This is a genomic window from Lysinibacillus sp. CD3-6 (genome assembly GCF_006351725.2).
Taxonomy (GTDB): Bacteria; Bacillota; Bacilli; order Bacillales_A; family Planococcaceae; genus Lysinibacillus.
Map to the genome: position 1 here is coordinate 3475478 of NZ_CP085880.1, position 16365 is coordinate 3491842.

Below are 16365 nucleotides of genomic sequence, written 5' to 3' on the forward strand. Positions count from 1 at the left end.
TCACGCTCATCGTCACTGCCTTGTATTAGTTTTTTACTTCTTCCACTTCATCTTCGAGAGTAATATCACTTCCGCTAATTTCGGATACTTTTTCAGAAATCAGCGATGTTTCACCTGCCAGAAACATTCTTCCATATAACGCCTCTGCACCTTTTACGCCATAAGATTGCTGTAATTCTGTATTATTAAGGTCCGGGTATACGATAGCTGCTACGTTTAATCTACGGTTGTATGCTACTGGATCAAATACTCGTTCTTGGCGTCCTCTTTTGCCGGCTACATTTTTAAAACATCTATCATTAATTACATCTGCTTCTTCAGATGGAACAGGTCGTAATTTAATAGGCTCAGCAAAACGTTGTAGGGATAACTCAATAGGTTCTACCGCCATTACATTTTCTTTCATGAAAGCTTTAAAGTTACTCATTTATAGTTTCCTCCTTATTGGATAACGCTAAATTGGTTTAAGATTTCAAAATCGTCAAATGTGAATGAAAATTCGTCTTTTAATGTGTCTGCACTATCTGCATCAAGCATTGCTAATAGCGTTTTATCTGGCACGATATTTCGGACATCGACGGTTTGTTTACCAGCTGCACTAGTAATATCCGCATTAACAATTGTCGCATCAAACATTGGTGATTTACCTGAACGTAAATAGTTCATAGCCATCGCTCGTACCTCTGGGCGATGGTAATACATCGTCATTTCACCAACACCTTTTGCGCCTACAATTTTAGAACCTTCCATACGAGCATTTAGACGTTTTACTTCTACTTTGTTGTATTCTACTTCCGCTTTGAATTTAAGAATTTCTGCAAATTCATATGTTTGACCTTCAATATTAATAAATACCAAGCCCTCACGAGAGGACATAGCGTCTTTTGTTTGCATTACGTTTGCTGCCATTTAGTTTTTCCCCCTTTTATTTACACTCAACGCGCATATATAATTTTTCCATTGCATCGATAAACTTGATACCGATCACAGCCAATACGGCATCTTTTTCATCACCCTGCTCAACAGTAATATCTTCTGGAAGATATGGATTAATAACACCTAACCGTACATATGGATCAAGCACTGTTTTCATTAATTGTTTCTTAAACAAATCTCTTCCATCTTCATTATTGTTCACTTTACCGATGAAGTATTTTCGGAAAATGTGGCGTGTGTTATTTTCGAGAATAGTCATTCCTCGATCGATTTTTCCTTTACGGAAATCTTGGTTTTTAGTCGGTGTAAATGAATGGAATGTATTAATATCCTGCTCTACTACTACTTCATCATCACTGAAAGAATAGACAATATGGCCGTCTTGTAATGCTTTAATAATTTCATCATTTGCCATCGCTTCCGCTTCTATTGCTCCAGGGTATTTTGCATATGTTAATGAACCTACAGTGGCCGCTGCAAATGCTGCACCGAACCAGTACACCGCCTCATTTGCACTTAAGATTTCCCCACCATCAAGTGTGACTCCGTTTTTAATTGATACTGTGCTTTCATGGTCTGCAGCATTATAATTATTCGTAACGAATGTAACACGTTTACCTGCTTGTTCTCGCAGTTCTTTTGCCTTTAAAGCAAGTAGCGCTTTTATTGTATTGTCATCAGTCCCATATGCTACTACCTTAAAATTCAAAGTATCCAATGCAGATGCGAACTCTGATATAGAGTCGTTTGTAGCAGCTACTGTTGTTCCACCAGCTAAAGTCAAAGTAGCATCTCCTGTTGGTAATGCCCCATCAAACACTACATAATCATTTGATTTTAAATCTTCGAAAGCAGTCACCTTCTGCATGTCAACTTGAAGAGCATCAAAATAGGTTTTTACTGTTGTAGTTCCATCTAATCCTGTCGTTGTCAGAATGTGAATCTTATTTCCATCCGTTCCACCGAACTTCGCAGAAGCCGTTAATCCCTCAACTGTCGCTTTTGCTTTCTCACCTACACCATTAAGGTTATATAAATACACATTACCAGTAGCCTTAAAAGCTTCTCGAAGAGGTAAAATATCACCTAGCGATTTACCGAATAAATTTCTAAACTGTGTAGTTGTAGAGAGTTTAATAAACTTACCAACTTCACCCCAATTTAGTGTCATAGGCACGACGAGAGCACCATTCGATTCAAGCCCCATTGTATTTAAATTATTTGTTTCAAAATTAATATAAGCATCCGGACGTACTTTATTTTGCGTTTCCCAAATACCACCCATTATGCATTCACTCCTTTCTTCTTCCACTCTGCTACTAGCTTGTCAGCTTCCATTTTTGTATAAGTTACTCCTTCTTGTAGCACAACTTCATACTCCAAACGCTCTTTTGAAGATTGAGTACTATCTAAAAAAGCAGCCTTAGAGAATTTTTTATTCCCTGGCTGCTTCACTGTTTTCTGTTTGTCTGTCATTATTTGTGTCAAATTCAACGCCCTCCAATGTTTTCATTCTCGTTTCTTCTTGAATGTCGTATAGTCTCGCTTTCACTTGAAAATTAATCTCTAATGTTTCGTCAACTATCTCGCCGCCTATTTCATGTACATGGAACCTATCTGCAAGGTATTTAAAGTTATTTTGAATAACTTCCAGTACATTTAAGCATTCATCGTCTATATTATCTGTAGATGGGAAATAGACAATGCTAAATGAATAGGTGCGAATAGCTTGATTCTTCATACCTCGCTCTTGATGCACGTTAATAATTCGGACTAAAAAAGCAGGTACTGTTATGCCTTGCTTCACTAGTTTATTATAGATTTGATATTGATTGTTATCAGGATACAAAGATCGTAATTGCATGATTGCTAGCGTTTTAATACTATCTGTTACATTAACCACCCATTTTACGCCTCCATTCCTTCTCGATTTCGTGTTCCCACATTTGAGGTATAAGATGTTCCATTTCTTGTTCCGTGAGTTTAAGTATAAATTGTCCATTTACAAAACCTACTGTTCGTCCTGTAATTACATTATGCCTTTTCTCAACAACAAGCGGATTTTCTAACTGATTATAAATAATAATTATAAAATTATTACCCTCTTTAACAATATGGTATTTCCAATTATCACGAAACGCTTTATTATCTACAGGTGTGAGCATTTTCACTTTCTTAATGGCTATTTTGGCAACTCTCTCAGCCACTTTTTTGTGTATCTTCCCAGTTGTAATAGTGAGTTCCTTTAAGTTTTCTGCTAATTGCTTTACTTCCTTAAATTCAAATGCCATTAAGCAAACACCTTCCTTCAAAACCACGTCTTTGTTCGATACATAGAGAACTCATTCTTTATCAGATAGCACCTCCTCATCCTAATCAATCAACTTTCTTTTGATATATCCACCCCTCCCTTCCCAAATATAGTTTAATGACATGGGTTGAAAACTTATTCTTTAACGTCTACAAGTTTTAAAAAGACGAAATAAGACATAATAAAAAGTCGTAGATTACCTACGACCGATTAATTAAAATATTATTATGTTTTTATCTATCATTTGAATTAGGTTGTTCGCATTAACTTTGGAAGTGATTACTTTTGTTGTCTCTCCCTATTTTCAAACCTTACCTAACCAACCTGCCTGTATCCTAGTTTACATTATTATTTCTAACTCACATAATGTTTAAAGTATGGCAACTCTGGCAAGTATGGAATATTTCTGCATTAATAGACTAATTTAGGTATAGTAGACTGCTAGCAATCGTAACCTGTGGGAACATCACAGAACGTAAGATGCAACAGACCGCGCGTTAGCGAGGGTACGATGTGCTCGCCGATTGCGACCGTCCGTAGCAGGAATCAACGGCAGTAGTCATCATCTAAATTAATTTTAAATAAAAAAGACTGTAGACAAATTGGAAAAAAACTTCGAGTTTGTCTACAGTCTGAGAATTCCTCAATATATCAGGGATCCTATTTAAGCTAACATTTTGATTAATATATTTTCTTTAATATTTTGAATTTGTGTGTGACTCACTTCCATTTTCTTTGCTATCCAACGCTTCGATTTTCCATCTAACATCCAGTTTAAGACTTGCACCTCCCTTTCGCCTGTAACCTTTTCTAGAAGTTTCTGAACCGCCATTATCTTTTTCTCGTAATCTGCAACACGTTTATTATTTTTCGAACGTCTAATTGCCTCTTGCATAATTGGGTCACCTATCCCGCCTGCCGCCTTTGGTAATGAAGCCTCAATACCATATTGTGCTGTCTTTGCCCCTATCACCATTTCAGCTCGCATTTCTTTGATGGCGTTAACCATCCAGTGGTAGTCTGTAATCATTGAATCTAAAACATCTGGTGTAAGAACTAATGCTCTCTCTTTTAACATAGATTTTCCCTCCTAAGTGCATTCATATTTTCCCTCTGTGCAGAGTAGTAAATTTTTGGCTCATATCGATGATAGAAGCCATTAGGATTAACATGCATTGCTAATGCTACTTGTAATTCACGCTCGTCAAAGCAAATTGTTTTCGACTTATTCTCATCCCCATTGCGCCATATGATGACTGCGTAAGGTTTTACTCCAAAACCTAAAAATATTGGATTCAAGCTGCTACCTCCTATATCCCATTAATAACTTACAGTTAATACTCAGTTCCTAAATGTTTCATATCCATATCTTTGTCGTTTCGTCATCCATTTCCCCTCCGTTTAGATGTGCGTCTCTCTATCTTTTTTCAAATATCTTGCCCAATCGATAGTTCGCTTTCTTGTCTTTTTCAATAGTAACTATGAAATCTTGAGACATTTCAAACAGTCGACTAGTTAACGCTTCATCGATATAAAGCATGTCATCAAGAGACAATTCGCTAGATATTAATAAAGGTTTGTTGCTCAAATAGCGAGAGTTGACCACTTCGAAGATGATTTCCGTTTGCCACGACTTGACATTAACTTTCCCACCAATTGGCTTAAATAAATCGTCAATAAACAGTACATCCACTTCTTTCATCCGATCCATAATTTCGTTTTTACGTTCAAAGTTGTTAGCTGCGATATTGTTTAAACCATCTTTGTATGGAAAGTACAGAACAGGTACTTGCTTTGTATGCATCAGGTAATTAGATATGGCGGTTAATAAATGTGTCTTGCCACAACCAGGTTGTCCGATCAGCATGATGCTGTTCTGTCTGAAACCTCTAATTTCTTCAAAGGCCGCGTAATACTGTTTTGCCTTACTTTTCATTTCAACAACTTTGGGATGAACATTATCCGTCGAGAAGTTTTTAAGGCTCATTTTCTGAAACGCTTTTGTAATTGCGCTAGATTTAATAAGTTTGTTAATCTTGAGTATCCTGCTGCATTCACAGACGACATAATAATCTTGCTCAACTTCCACACCTCGAATATAGTAACCATTCTTTTTACGGATTAAGTAACTGCCAGTATCTTTACACTTTGGACAGTTGTAGTTGGGTTCTTCAATCGCTACAGTAGTTTCCGAATACAGTTGGCTTCGTGCTTGTAGCTCCTCCATTACTGCTGCCATTCTGTCGCCCGATTTTTGCATCTATTTTCACCTGCCAATCTGCATATGTTTTTACACCAAGTTCTTTACGCCAGTTATCTAAAATGGAAAGAATGTACATAAAGCTTTGTGCACTATGAGTGCCAGCGTATATTGCTTCTTGAATTAGTAATGGATCATAAAGCTTTAGTGCTTCATGAATATTGTTGCAATCCGTTAATGTTGCGATACGAACATTGCTTTCGAATAGTTGTTTAATAAAATTATAATTTGGATTAAAGTGGAAACCAGACGACTGACTGCAATTGTCTCTTTTATTATTCAATGTATTATTAAAAACTGTATTATTCTCCTGACTGTTTACGTCTATAAGGGTATCAACACTTTCGACCATACCCCCTAGTCGTTTCCAACCATACCCTCTAGTCGTTTTGATAATACGTCGGTCAATTACTTTTGTGCCAGGTTTATAGATTAGGTCAACTGTGACATAGCCCTTATCTTTTAGACTTGAAATTAACTTTGATATTCGCCCTTTGCTAAGACTAAAGAATGTTGCTAAATATTCGTTCGATGCCCAACACCCTTGTTCACCGTCTAAGCTCTCGATTTCTACAAGAAGGAGTTTTTCTGACCAGCCCAAGTCGTTGGCTAGCCAAATCTCTTTCGGTATCCAAACACCCTTAAATCCTCGGTTGTGTGTTTCGCGCATGCCCCTTTCCTCCTCCAAAAATAACAATCAATACTTGTTGTTTTCTAATGTCCTTGTTCATCCCACAAACGACAGCTAAGATATTTTTAGAGGAACCCAAGACCGAATGTAATTAAGCACATTTTGCAAATCTTGCCTACGAATATCTTTATAACTAGCTACCGCAAAACGATTCTTAATTTCACGATGCAATTCTCGAAATAATTTCGATTGGATTGTTGTATTAACTTCAATCTCATAAACTTTTATGGCAACTTCTTTTTGTACAGCGCGTTGTTCACCAGAAGTTAATGTTATTTGTTCATCCACTTTTTCGTTAATCATTGAAAGTTCCTTTCTTATTTCATACTGTTCTTGTTTAATTGCTTGAGTATTTTCTACTAAATCAGCTGTTGTACGAAGGACGGTCACAAGTGCTTGATTTTTAGATAACGGAACTACATCTTCATTAACCGTGTAGTATTCGTCTACTAAAATTTCGTAGACGTCCCAAGCTTCCTCTGTATTAAGAAATTTTGCATGAAGCCAAGCTCCTTTTTCAGTCCATAGGTATAACACTCTAGCTATACTGGAAATGTGTAATTGTTGCTGCGCTTTTCGGAAATACAATAATTCCTCACCCTCTAATTTGATATAGTGTTTATATTCCTTAAATCGATCTTTATTTTGTGAAAAGTTCTTAGAAATATGGTCACTGTTTGTTCCATAACGTTCGGCAATTTGTACTGTCGTTAGTACGCGAAGATTTTTATATAAGATAATTTGTAATAATTTCATGTCCATATAGCCTCCCTAATAAAAATGTATGTTGTATCATATCGCTACATAAATACATTTTATACAGTTATTTTGTAACGAATCGTGACTTTCGTCATCGAAAAAAAGAACCCAATCAAAATCTAGTACTACCGCAATAGATTTAGCAACATGTACAGAAGGCCTGCGTTTACCTTGTTCAATCATGGTATAATATGCTCGTTTAATTCCAGATGCTTTAGCGACCTCATCATGAGTCAGTTTATTTTCTAAACGTCTTGTCTTTAACCAAGTTCGATTTTCCAATTATTGACCACCTTTCATATAGATTATTTATAATATAGTATCATTTCGTTACTTAGTCAACAATAATTGTATCATTTCGTTACATTTTTATTTTTCATTGGATTAGTAACAAATTGTTACATATAATTATATTTAGAAACGCGAGGTGAACTTATGCTAGGTGTACGCTTGAAATATCTACGAAAATCAAATAACAAAACACAACAAGATATAGCAGACATTCTAGGCATTACTAGACCAGCTTATACTGCTTATGAACAAGGTAAGAGAAATCCTGATTATGAAATTTTAGAAAAAATTGCGGACTACTACAATGTGTCTATAGATTATCTTTTAGGAAGAACAGATAATAAAGGAGCTTTACATACCCAAGCTGGCATCTCTGATAATGAATACAACAATCTAAGTTCATATCAAAAAGAGGTAATTGATTTCTTTTTAACTAGAGAAGATTTATTTTTTAAAAACCAGCCAGAAAATTTATTGGATGCGCTAGAACAGTTTGAAGTTTTCTATGAAGTTTTGAAACGTCAACAAGAAAACAAAAAGTAAAAAAACACAATAATTTGTAACATTTCCAAACATTATAAAAATTCGCCTTTTCTTTGGTGAATTTTTTTGTTACCATAAACAGAACATACGTTTGACAAAAGAGGGATATTATGAATTTTATTTATACTCATCTGGAAGATTATATTCGTGAATTATATACAAGTATTGATGTAACAACACCTAAACAACTAAATCCAGGATTAATCGCCTCACGCCTTGGTTTTACACTATACTTTTTACCTTACGATTCTACCAATACAGGAAATGTAATTTTTATTGATTCTAGATTGTCTGAACAAAGGCAGTGGCAGGATTTCGGACATGAATTGTGTCATGCCATGGTACACTCTGGTAATCAAGCAAAATCTATTCCACTTTTTAGAGAGTATCAAGAATGGAAAGCAAATAGTTTTGCTCTCCAAGCCTGTGTACCCACTTTTATGCTAAATAAGCTTAAACTACCTGTAAATGAGGAAAAAGCAATTATTACAATTCAAGCGTTCTTTAATGTAGATTACGATTTTGCGAAGAAAAGATTATATCACTATCTTAATAATCATTATTTTGATGATCATAAACTTACCGAAGGGAGTCATTATTGTGAGGTACGTTAAGAAGATTAATTGAAAAAATTTTAAACTAATTGTAGAAGATGCTGGAGTAGAGCTTGAGAATGAGATGAATATATTTTTCTTTTTTTAAAAATTAGGAAACCTTATTGCCCCGATTTAATAAGTCCATGGTGGGATTGCTTTATGGAAAGGAATCTTGATTTATCTCGGATACGTTTCCATGATTTACGATCTACTTCAGCAACTTTATTCATTCAGGCTAGTGAACATCCTAATATGAAGATAGTAAAACTACTCTCAGCACCTATTTCGGGTTGAAGAACCTCTGAGGATAAACGTTGAAATAAATCATACAACAATCTGTGGGCTTGTGCTTAAAATTACACACAAGTCCTTTTGTTATGCTTTCTAAATCACTCCAGTAGTTTCAAAAAAGGACTTTGTAGGTCCAATCAGGTAATCTGTGTCAATGAATTTAGTGATGAAAGGCTCAAGGAGTGTCAAGAAAGGATTTATTAAACATAGAAAAAGAAAGATGACTTTTATAGTCACCTTTGCAGTTGAAACTAGCAATTTAGTTATTGAATATTTGTTCGTAACGGTGGAAGAATGCCACTGTGTGCGCTCTTGCTAAAAAATCATCTGGTTTAAACTCTTCATTTGTTTTAGTAGTTGTTAAACCATTATCACGAAGAAATTTAATAGCTTCTGACTGAGATACAGTCTTACCATAATGCATTGAAGCTAAGATACGAGCAAAGTTACCCCGTGTGATATCCTTACCTGCAATGGCTTGTTTAGAAGCAGTGTTTGCACCTAGAACTGGTAGAGCGTATTTTGTAGCCAGTTGGTAATTTACGTCTCCGTACCATGAAGTTTTAGCTACCGTTGAAGCTAGTTCTGTTGGTTTGAAGTAACGTAATAGGATCGATAACATTTGGTTTTCCGTTAAGTTCGTGTACGGTTTTAGTAAGCTTTCGTACTTACCTGTTGATGGGTTTTTCACGTTCGGGTACCCACTGATGATACCGATGTTGACTGCCCACTTAAAATCCTCAGCCCAGTATTGGTTGGCATTGTAATCAGCAAACTTTGATACATCAACGTTTCCCGTTGTTGGCGGTGTTACTGGAGGTGTTGGCGTTAAGTCGTTTAAATAACTTGATGCTACATACCCCTGTGTCCCGTCACTTCTTTTCACAGGATACCAAACAAAATGGTTTTTCTTCGTTGATACTTTGTCATATTCAAAAGGACCCGTAATGGTAACAATTTCACCTTCACGTAAAGTACCCAAAGAAGGACTATCCGTAGTAGATCTTGTCCTAAATGTTACATTCGTTATTGCACTAACTTTTTGATTTGTTTTAAAATAATACTTAGATTTTGTTAATGGTAAATCAAAATCATAGTTCATCGTTGAAAATTTCATATTCTCTTTGCTGTTAGAGTCATATTGAAAATGTTCACGTGAAAAAGGCAGCTCTGTTAAGTCTATTAATTCCATTTTATTAATAATTCCAAGAATTCTTTCTTGATAGGCATTGGTATTTCTTTCACCAGTTGCTTGCACAATTGGACTATTTACTGGCTTAGTACCGTTATATGCCATGATAGCGAAGTACCAATGTTCCAGTACATCTCTTTCCCCACCGTTGATGCGAGGTAAATCCTTTCGCTTAAACATAGCATCTAGCGTCTCTACACCAGCTTGAATATTATAGACAATATCGTTTTTTAGTCTATCTTGATTGTAGCCTGCTTGATTTGTAATTTGCATAATGCCAATTCCATTATCAGCTGTCACAATCACTTCACCATTCTTATCAAAATGACGCCAATTTCCACTTTCACCTTCCGCTATCGCCTTCACAATTTCAGGAGGAACATCATAACTCAGTGCAGTTTCGGTTAACAAACAGTTCATTGTGGAGTAATCAGGGTTTACTTTCGATGCCGCATCATACTTACATGTATTTGCAAGATTATTAGCTAATACATTTTTATCTATGTTTATTGATAGAGAGAAGGCACCAATGGCAATAACACTAATCAATGGTTTCAATATCTTCTTCATGTGAGGATTATTACACTTCCTTTCCTATTTTTTAAAGTTAAAAGATTCAAATATATGGTATCATAATCCCAATATTTGAGAAAGGTTAATAGTCAATGTTTCTTTTACTTAACATAATTGATGGGATGCCTTCTTCAATAAGAAAATTATTTTTAGAGATAAAAAAAGTCTAATACCCCGCACTTTTACCGAGGAATTAGACTGATAAACTTAATAATCGCCCTGTGGAATAACTTAAATGATTTCAATAGCACTTTCACAACTCTGAGAAGTACTTTAATACTTTTGGTTACTTTTTAGGCTTTTCTTTCAAAATGGAACGTAATTCACTAATATCATCTTCCGATAAGGAATCTTCCTGTATGAACTGAACTAGCATCGACTTTAGCGTTCCACCATAAATTCGCTTAATAAAAGACTGTGCTTCGGCGCGTTGACATTCATCTTGCGAATAAAGTGGAAAAAAAGTATAGACTCTATGATCTTTATTGACACCTATTACATTTTTATGAACGAGACGATCCAAAAGAGTGCGTACGGTTTTCGGCTTCCAATCCGTTTGCTCCTGCAAGGATAATATTACGTCGTTGGCCGTTTGTGGAGCCTTTTGCCATAGTACATTCATTACTTCCCATTCTGATTCTGAAATATTGGGGATTTCCCTTGTCAACCTTATCTCCTCCTAAATGCTTCAACTCATTCACATATTTCCTTTATAGATTCCTTTATCTCTCAAAATGGATAACGTGATTTCCGCAGCCTTACTTCCATAACTTTTATCTTCATTTTGTATATTTGTTGCAAAGAAATAAGTATTGTCCTTGTTCTCTACATATCCAATGAACCAACCGTTTATATTCTTACCATTCACATTTCCAGTACCCGTTTTGCCCGAAAGACGCGAACCATCGTATCTCTCTAATGATAAGGAATCTTTAACGATTTCGATATTTTTGTCCTCGAATCCAAACTGATTTGTATAAAGCGCTGAAATTAATTGAACCTGTTCAACTGGAGAAATTTTCAATGAGGATTCCAGCCAATAGTTTGCGCCTCCTGATAGATCATTATTCCCATAGTTCATCTGTTCTAGATAGCTTTTGATGGTCTCTTGAGGGATTCCTTGGTCTAATTTCTGAAAATACCAGGTTACTGAATTTCTTATAGCGGTTGATAAGTTTTGATCTGTATTCCATGATTCATAAGAATATTTTGTTCCATTCCATTTCATAGTGGAATGTTCATTTGTTATTACATGTGACTCTAATCCAATTAAGGCACTATAAATTTTATAAGTAGAATTTGGGGAAATTCTCAGTGTACTTTTATCTTTATTATAAATACGATATTGACTAGCTTTCATATCATATAATACAAAGCTTCCATCGAATCCATCAAAATAATCGCTTAAATCCTCATAAAGCGTGCGTTCATTATTCCAAACATAACGGTCATTAGTAGTGGCCATTGCGGAAACAAATGGAACCTGACTTACTACAAATACAGCAATAAGAGTAAAGATTGAAATACTCTTTAGTTTCATCCACTTCGACTCGACTTTATAGGAAGCAATTTTTTCAATTCTTTTTTTTATTTGTTCCTTGGGACCGTTAAACTGATTGACCCAGGTAACCTCTTTAGAATGTGACGCTAAATCTGCAAAATTAATAATGGCATTACCATAATCTGCATAACAATGCTCATCTAAAGATGTTAAAACAGCCAAATCACAAGCTATCTCACGATCTGTCCTCATTTTTTTAAAAGCAATCCATACAAGCGGATTAAACCAGTACAGAATTTGATAAATGATCATGAGGTAATTCGTTGCTATATCTTTGTATTTATAATGATGAAGTTCATGCATCATTATATATTTAATATCTTCTATAGACATCCTTTCGTCAAGATACTGCGGCAACACTACATATGTTTTAAACAGACCAAATATCATTGGAGATTTGGCAAGTGGTGATTCTCCTATGATTAAAGGTTTAGATATATCTAGCTGATCCTTGCATCGTTCAAATACATGTATTATGTCTCTGTTGTTCAAGATTGTAGTCGTTTTTTTTATATTTCTTATTTTGACCCCTGCCTGTAGGAACAGCAAAGCCATAACGAGCATGCCTGCAATCCAAATACTGGCTAATCCGACATTCAAGAAATTTAGTTCAAGATGATGAACAGATATCGTAAAGTCCTGCATCCAATTTACATTATCGAGCCTAGAAACTTCAGTGGCTCTGATAGAAGAGTCGCCAACACTATTGCTTAGATTTACATTGAATATATTAAAATGATTTTTAAAATGTATCAACTGCTTCGATATAAATGGAAGCGTCAATGCGATTATCAATAAAAACCATAGATTATATTGCCATTTTGCTGAAAGTTGCTCAGAGAATAATCTCCTAATAAGCAAAATAAACGCTATAGTAACAGAGGATACAATAAAACTTGTGACAAAATGCGTTAAGAACATACCTCTTTACCTCCATTTCCCAATGTATCATTATCGTAATTTACTTTCCTAGAGTTCCTCCTGTAAGTTACAACAACCTTAATAAAAAATAATTACTTATTTTCCAAAACCATTTTATATTTTCATAAAATTTCATGTTAACACTTCATTATTAGTTTATCAATTCCTTAGTTTTTAGCACAAAAGGTTGAATCTAATAGCCTTGGCTCAAGATGGTCTTTATGAACTTTCTCTAAAAGGAAGTGCGAATATTTATTAGCTTAAAAGGATTGACATTCCATAGACTACAATTGTAATATTGGACTACAGTTGTAGTCAATTGATTTAGAGGGAGGTATAGATTAGCCATTTAAGACTACATCATCATCGCTAGGTAAAAGTAGCTTTATATATTGGATAAACCAAAACTAGAAAGAGGTTTTCAATTTGAACAAAACATATAAAAATAAATTCAGCATGCACTACTTTTCACGACCTATGCTGCTGTTAGTCGCAGTTTTGATACTCACAGCTTGCGTAAATAAAGACAATTCGACTAATAATCTTTCAAAAGAGGCGAATGAAGTGAAACAAATTGCAAAAACAGATGAAAAATTTGCGGAACTCGAGAATGAGTTTGACGCTCGGATTGGTGTTTATGCGATTGATACGGGCACGAATCAGACGATTGAATATCGACCAGAAGAGCGCTTTGCTTTTACTTCAACTTACAAAGCATTAGCCGCAGCCATCTTACTGCAGCAAAATTCTTTGGAAGATCTAAAGGAAGTAATTACCTATACCAAGGATGATTTAGTCCCCTATTCTCCGATTACAGAGAAACATGTGGATACTGGAATGACCCTTATGGAATTAAGTGAGGCGGCAGTTCGATTTAGTGACAACACAGCGGGAAACCTCTTATTTGAGGCAATCGGAGGTCCTGAAGGTTTTGAACAAGCATTAAGTCAAATAGGTGATACCGTTACCCAGGCTGATCGCTTTGAACCAGATTTAAATATCTTCACTCCAGGAGATTCTCGAGACACTAGCACACCAAAAGCCCTTGCTACCAGTCTACAAGCTTTTGCACTCAGTGACTTACTTTCCGATGTTAAGCGTGAATTGTTTATTGATTTGCTAATGGGCAATGCTACAGGAGATACGCTCATTCGTAAGGGCGCACCTGAAGGTTGGGATGTCGGTGATAAGAGTGGAGCTGGATATTACGGAACGAGAAATGATATCGCAATTGTTTGGCCACCAAACAAAGAACCCATCGTCATAGCGATTATGTCCCGCCATGATTCGGAGGATGCTAAGTTTGATGATGCACTAATTGCGCAGGCTGCCAAAATTACTCTAAACGTTTTAAAGTAAATATTGATATATTTGAACTTAGTTCTTTATTTTGGACAATCAAGATTCTAGGAGTCTTTGACAATCGAGTACGAAGACTCCCGTCCTTTCGCACCACCGTAAGTACGGTTCTGTATACGGCGTACGGCAGTTCAATTAAGATGAATAACGAAAAGTATCATATCGAACTTGCTGACTTTTCAGCACTTGGCTTTTCCAAGAGGAATTGCCGAGGTTTTTATTAGATTTTCTATTTAATAGTGTTTCATACCACTTGCGTCCTTCTTTAAAATCAGTAACACAAACTTGTATAGTTATTTCAAAAAACAGTCATTTGCCCCCCATAATTATCCACATTTCTCCTTCTTGTTAAACTAAACTGCATCGTTAGCACAATAAGAAAAAAGAGCTGCCTGCGCAACTCCATGATTTTCAAGTAAAGCGCCCGATTGTTGAACATCAATTTTCATTTAGAAAATATTATTTAAAAGCCTAAAAACACTAAATCTCAGTGTTTTTAGGCTTCTCTGTTCAATAAGTCAATAGCAGCAGCAATTTACTTATTTTTCTTTTCTATTTTCATCAACAACGCAATGACTAATGCGGTAATGGCTAAAATCATCCTAATAGTAAATGTTGTTTTTAAAGCCATGTGAAGTACCTGCAAGTAATTGCATTGGTTCTTGCGGATTTACTAACACACCCTGTAATTGAACCAACAAAATATATACCACTTGAAGATATGAAGCATAAAATCATTTTCTTTTTGACTCTGCTTTACTCTTAAGGAGTTACTACTTTTTTAGTTAAATTTCTTACCCATAGTAATACAAAACCACAAATTGCAATCCAAATTAATACGACTGTATAGTCATTCATAACACCTTCACCAAAGTATAAAATCTCTTTGATGCCATCAACTAAGAAACGAATTGGTAGCCAAGGTAAAATGTAATTGCCGTAGAAGCTTGGAATCATCTCGGGTACTAATTGAATTAATGGTAATCCAAAGAATATGAATAACGCGAAAAACGCTAGTACTGGTAAACGTAACCAGGAAATGACTGATAAAATCATGTAGATAAATGCGATCACTGCTATAGATGCAAATAACGCAACCGTATTGAATGATTTAAACACATACCCTAACATCCATGTTGAGTACCAAGTTACTAGATAACCCGCAAAGAATCCATAAATAATCGGAATTAATGATTGGGCTAGTTGGAACTTTGTCATGCTAATACGATTTTCAAATGGACGCTTTGTTCCCGCTAAGTACAGCATAACAGCCCCAATCATACTAGCCATCCACAGTGGTACAAACAAAGCTGCTGGCACAGATCCTAATTTTCCTACTGCATTTACTTTCGTTACAGTTGCTGTTATAGGATTTGCAAGTAATGCCACCTTTGTCGGTTGTATAGGAGAAATCATAGAAGATAAATTTTGTCCTTCTCCACTACCTTGTACATTCATTTGAGCTAATTTTGTACCAACTGCTTCACCCATTTGATCTGCTACTTGTTGCATTTGCACAGTAATTTGTGCACTGGCGTTCGTACTAATTGTTGCTACAACTTGTTTTAACGTCGCTTCCATCGATGTTGCAACATTTGTATTTACACCTTCATTTATATAAATGTCTAGATTAGCAGGCGTATTACCTGTTTGAATCGCAGTAATTTGCTCTGTAAACATGGATGGAATGACAAGCCCGCCATAAGTATTGCGCTCAGTCATCCCCTCTTGCATTTCTTTTAGAGAATCATATTCAATAAATTCAACTGCATCAGGTGCATTTTCTTTTAAATTTTTGATAATCGTATTGGCCATTTCGCCGCCATCTTCATTAACCAATGCGACTGGCAAATGTTTTGGGTTAACTTTAGCTGATGGAATTTGTGCTGCTAGAAAAATCAGCGTCACAATCGTCGCTACGATAAATGGTAAAAATAAAAACTTATTTTTGCTCTTCATTTGACGTTTTCCTTTCTTCTCTCTATTATAAATAATTAACACGTTGTCAAGTATTTTACTTACTGATTATAAACATGAAAGTACTAAACTGACCATGTACAATAACTTCAATGTTGTAAATT

The 16365-nt window shown here is 35.5% G+C and carries 19 protein-coding genes; 3 read left to right on the forward strand and 16 right to left on the reverse strand.

Going from position 1 to position 16365, the window contains the following annotated elements; all coding sequences use genetic code 11:
- Positions 1 to 25: 25 nt before the first annotated feature.
- The 12 genes from FH508_RS17295 to FH508_RS17350 form a co-directional block, all read right to left on the reverse strand.
- Positions 26 to 427 (reverse strand): phage tail assembly chaperone, encoded by a 402-nt coding sequence (locus FH508_RS17295; protein ID WP_172772302.1) that lies wholly within the window; start codon positions 425 to 427, stop codon positions 26 to 28.
- Positions 428 to 441: 14 nt separating this feature from the next.
- Positions 442 to 909, reverse strand: a complete 468-nt coding sequence (locus FH508_RS17300; protein WP_108029912.1) for a phage tail tube protein — start codon at positions 907 to 909, stop codon at positions 442 to 444.
- Positions 910 to 925: 16 nt separating this feature from the next.
- Positions 926 to 2221 (reverse strand): phage tail sheath C-terminal domain-containing protein, encoded by a 1296-nt coding sequence (locus FH508_RS17305; RefSeq protein WP_217270126.1) that lies wholly within the window; start codon positions 2219 to 2221, stop codon positions 926 to 928.
- Positions 2221 to 2424 carry a hypothetical protein gene (locus FH508_RS17310; RefSeq protein WP_228134131.1) on the reverse strand — a complete coding sequence of 68 codons (204 nt, stop codon included), beginning with the start codon at positions 2422 to 2424 and terminating at the stop codon, positions 2221 to 2223. Before FH508_RS17310 ends, FH508_RS17305 begins: the two co-directional genes overlap by 1 nt.
- Complete coding sequence (locus FH508_RS17315; RefSeq protein ID WP_172772304.1) at positions 2372 to 2839, reverse strand: phage tail terminator family protein; 468 nt, start codon at positions 2837 to 2839, stop codon at positions 2372 to 2374. The genes FH508_RS17310 and FH508_RS17315 overlap by 53 nt, the downstream gene beginning before the upstream one ends.
- A complete protein-coding gene (locus FH508_RS17320) occupies positions 2832 to 3227 on the reverse strand; it encodes an HK97 gp10 family phage protein (protein WP_172772305.1) in 396 nt (131 codons plus the stop codon). Before FH508_RS17320 ends, FH508_RS17315 begins: the two co-directional genes overlap by 8 nt.
- A gap of 684 nt (positions 3228 to 3911) precedes the next feature.
- Positions 3912 to 4325: a LuxR C-terminal-related transcriptional regulator gene (locus FH508_RS17325; RefSeq protein WP_217270127.1), complete on the reverse strand. Its 414-nt coding sequence runs from the start codon at positions 4323 to 4325 to the stop codon at positions 3912 to 3914.
- On the reverse strand, positions 4319 to 4546 hold the full coding sequence (locus tag FH508_RS17330; protein ID WP_172772306.1) for a hypothetical protein: 228 nt from the start codon (positions 4544 to 4546) through the stop codon (positions 4319 to 4321). Before FH508_RS17330 ends, FH508_RS17325 begins: the two co-directional genes overlap by 7 nt.
- A 118-nt stretch (positions 4547 to 4664) precedes the next feature.
- The gene (locus tag FH508_RS17335) at positions 4665 to 5507 is read right to left on the reverse strand and encodes a DnaA ATPase domain-containing protein (protein WP_172772307.1); all 843 of its coding nucleotides are present in this window, start codon (positions 5505 to 5507) and stop codon (positions 4665 to 4667) included.
- Positions 5419 to 6177 carry a helix-turn-helix domain-containing protein gene (locus FH508_RS17340; protein WP_172772308.1) on the reverse strand — a complete coding sequence of 253 codons (759 nt, stop codon included), beginning with the start codon at positions 6175 to 6177 and terminating at the stop codon, positions 5419 to 5421. Before FH508_RS17340 ends, FH508_RS17335 begins: the two co-directional genes overlap by 89 nt.
- 75 nt (positions 6178 to 6252) lie before the next feature.
- Positions 6253 to 6954, reverse strand: a complete 702-nt coding sequence (locus FH508_RS17345) for an ORF6N domain-containing protein (RefSeq protein WP_172772309.1) — start codon at positions 6952 to 6954, stop codon at positions 6253 to 6255.
- A gap of 36 nt (positions 6955 to 6990) precedes the next feature.
- The gene (locus FH508_RS17350; protein WP_172772310.1) at positions 6991 to 7239 is read right to left on the reverse strand and encodes a helix-turn-helix transcriptional regulator; all 249 of its coding nucleotides are present in this window, start codon (positions 7237 to 7239) and stop codon (positions 6991 to 6993) included.
- Positions 7240 to 7392: 153 nt separating this feature from the next.
- Here FH508_RS17350 and FH508_RS23980 point away from each other — a divergent pair, with 153 nt between their 5' ends.
- Both FH508_RS23980 and FH508_RS17360 read left to right on the forward strand, forming a co-directional pair.
- Complete coding sequence (locus FH508_RS23980) at positions 7393 to 7791, forward strand: helix-turn-helix domain-containing protein (protein ID WP_172772311.1); 399 nt, start codon at positions 7393 to 7395, stop codon at positions 7789 to 7791.
- 110 nt (positions 7792 to 7901) lie between these two features.
- The gene (locus FH508_RS17360) at positions 7902 to 8405 is read left to right on the forward strand and encodes an ImmA/IrrE family metallo-endopeptidase (protein ID WP_172772312.1); all 504 of its coding nucleotides are present in this window, start codon (positions 7902 to 7904) and stop codon (positions 8403 to 8405) included.
- A 532-nt stretch (positions 8406 to 8937) separates the two neighbouring features.
- Here the strand turns inward: FH508_RS17360 and FH508_RS17365 are convergent.
- The 3 genes from FH508_RS17365 to FH508_RS17375 all read right to left on the reverse strand — a co-directional run bounded on the left by FH508_RS17365 (position 8938) and on the right by FH508_RS17375 (position 12925).
- Complete coding sequence (locus tag FH508_RS17365; protein WP_228134132.1) at positions 8938 to 10428, reverse strand: SH3 domain-containing protein; 1491 nt, start codon at positions 10426 to 10428, stop codon at positions 8938 to 8940.
- Positions 10429 to 10729: 301 nt separating this feature from the next.
- A complete protein-coding gene (gene blaI / locus FH508_RS17370) occupies positions 10730 to 11110 on the reverse strand; it encodes a penicillinase repressor BlaI (RefSeq protein WP_172772314.1) in 381 nt (126 codons plus the stop codon).
- 30 nt (positions 11111 to 11140) lie between these two features.
- Complete coding sequence (locus tag FH508_RS17375; RefSeq protein ID WP_172772315.1) at positions 11141 to 12925, reverse strand: BlaR1 family beta-lactam sensor/signal transducer; 1785 nt, start codon at positions 12923 to 12925, stop codon at positions 11141 to 11143.
- A gap of 426 nt (positions 12926 to 13351) precedes the next feature.
- Between FH508_RS17375 and bla the strand changes: the two genes are divergently transcribed.
- A complete protein-coding gene (gene bla, locus FH508_RS17380) occupies positions 13352 to 14284 on the forward strand; it encodes a class A beta-lactamase (protein WP_228134133.1) in 933 nt (310 codons plus the stop codon).
- Between the two features lie 762 nt (positions 14285 to 15046).
- Here the strand turns inward: bla and FH508_RS17385 are convergent.
- Positions 15047 to 16243, reverse strand: coding sequence for a YhgE/Pip domain-containing protein (locus tag FH508_RS17385; protein ID WP_172772316.1), 1197 nt, complete (start codon positions 16241 to 16243; stop codon positions 15047 to 15049).
- Positions 16244 to 16365 lie beyond the last annotated feature (122 nt).

Bases quoted from the DNA above. Each gene is read 5' to 3' on its own strand.
- FH508_RS17345 (WP_172772309.1), bottom strand. From the start codon at position 6,954: ATGAAATTATTACAAATTATCTTATATAAAAATCTTCGCGTACTAACG.
- FH508_RS17340 (WP_172772308.1), bottom strand. From the start codon at position 6,177: ATGCGCGAAACACACAACCGAGGATTTAAGGGTGTTTGGATACCGAAA.
- FH508_RS17320 (WP_172772305.1), bottom strand. From the start codon at position 3,227: ATGGCATTTGAATTTAAGGAAGTAAAGCAATTAGCAGAAAACTTAAAG.
- FH508_RS17375 (WP_172772315.1), bottom strand. From the start codon at position 12,925: ATGTTCTTAACGCATTTTGTCACAAGTTTTATTGTATCCTCTGTTACT.
- FH508_RS17295 (WP_172772302.1), bottom strand. From the start codon at position 427: ATGAGTAACTTTAAAGCTTTCATGAAAGAAAATGTAATGGCGGTAGAA.
- FH508_RS17360 (WP_172772312.1), top strand. From the start codon at position 7,902: ATGAATTTTATTTATACTCATCTGGAAGATTATATTCGTGAATTATAT.
- FH508_RS17385 (WP_172772316.1), bottom strand. From the start codon at position 16,243: ATGAAGAGCAAAAATAAGTTTTTATTTTTACCATTTATCGTAGCGACG.
- FH508_RS17305 (WP_217270126.1), bottom strand. From the start codon at position 2,221: ATGGGTGGTATTTGGGAAACGCAAAATAAAGTACGTCCGGATGCTTAT.
- FH508_RS17325 (WP_217270127.1), bottom strand. From the start codon at position 4,325: ATGTTAAAAGAGAGAGCATTAGTTCTTACACCAGATGTTTTAGATTCA.
- FH508_RS17335 (WP_172772307.1), bottom strand. From the start codon at position 5,507: ATGCAAAAATCGGGCGACAGAATGGCAGCAGTAATGGAGGAGCTACAA.
- FH508_RS23980 (WP_172772311.1), top strand. From the start codon at position 7,393: ATGCTAGGTGTACGCTTGAAATATCTACGAAAATCAAATAACAAAACA.
- FH508_RS17300 (WP_108029912.1), bottom strand. From the start codon at position 909: ATGGCAGCAAACGTAATGCAAACAAAAGACGCTATGTCCTCTCGTGAG.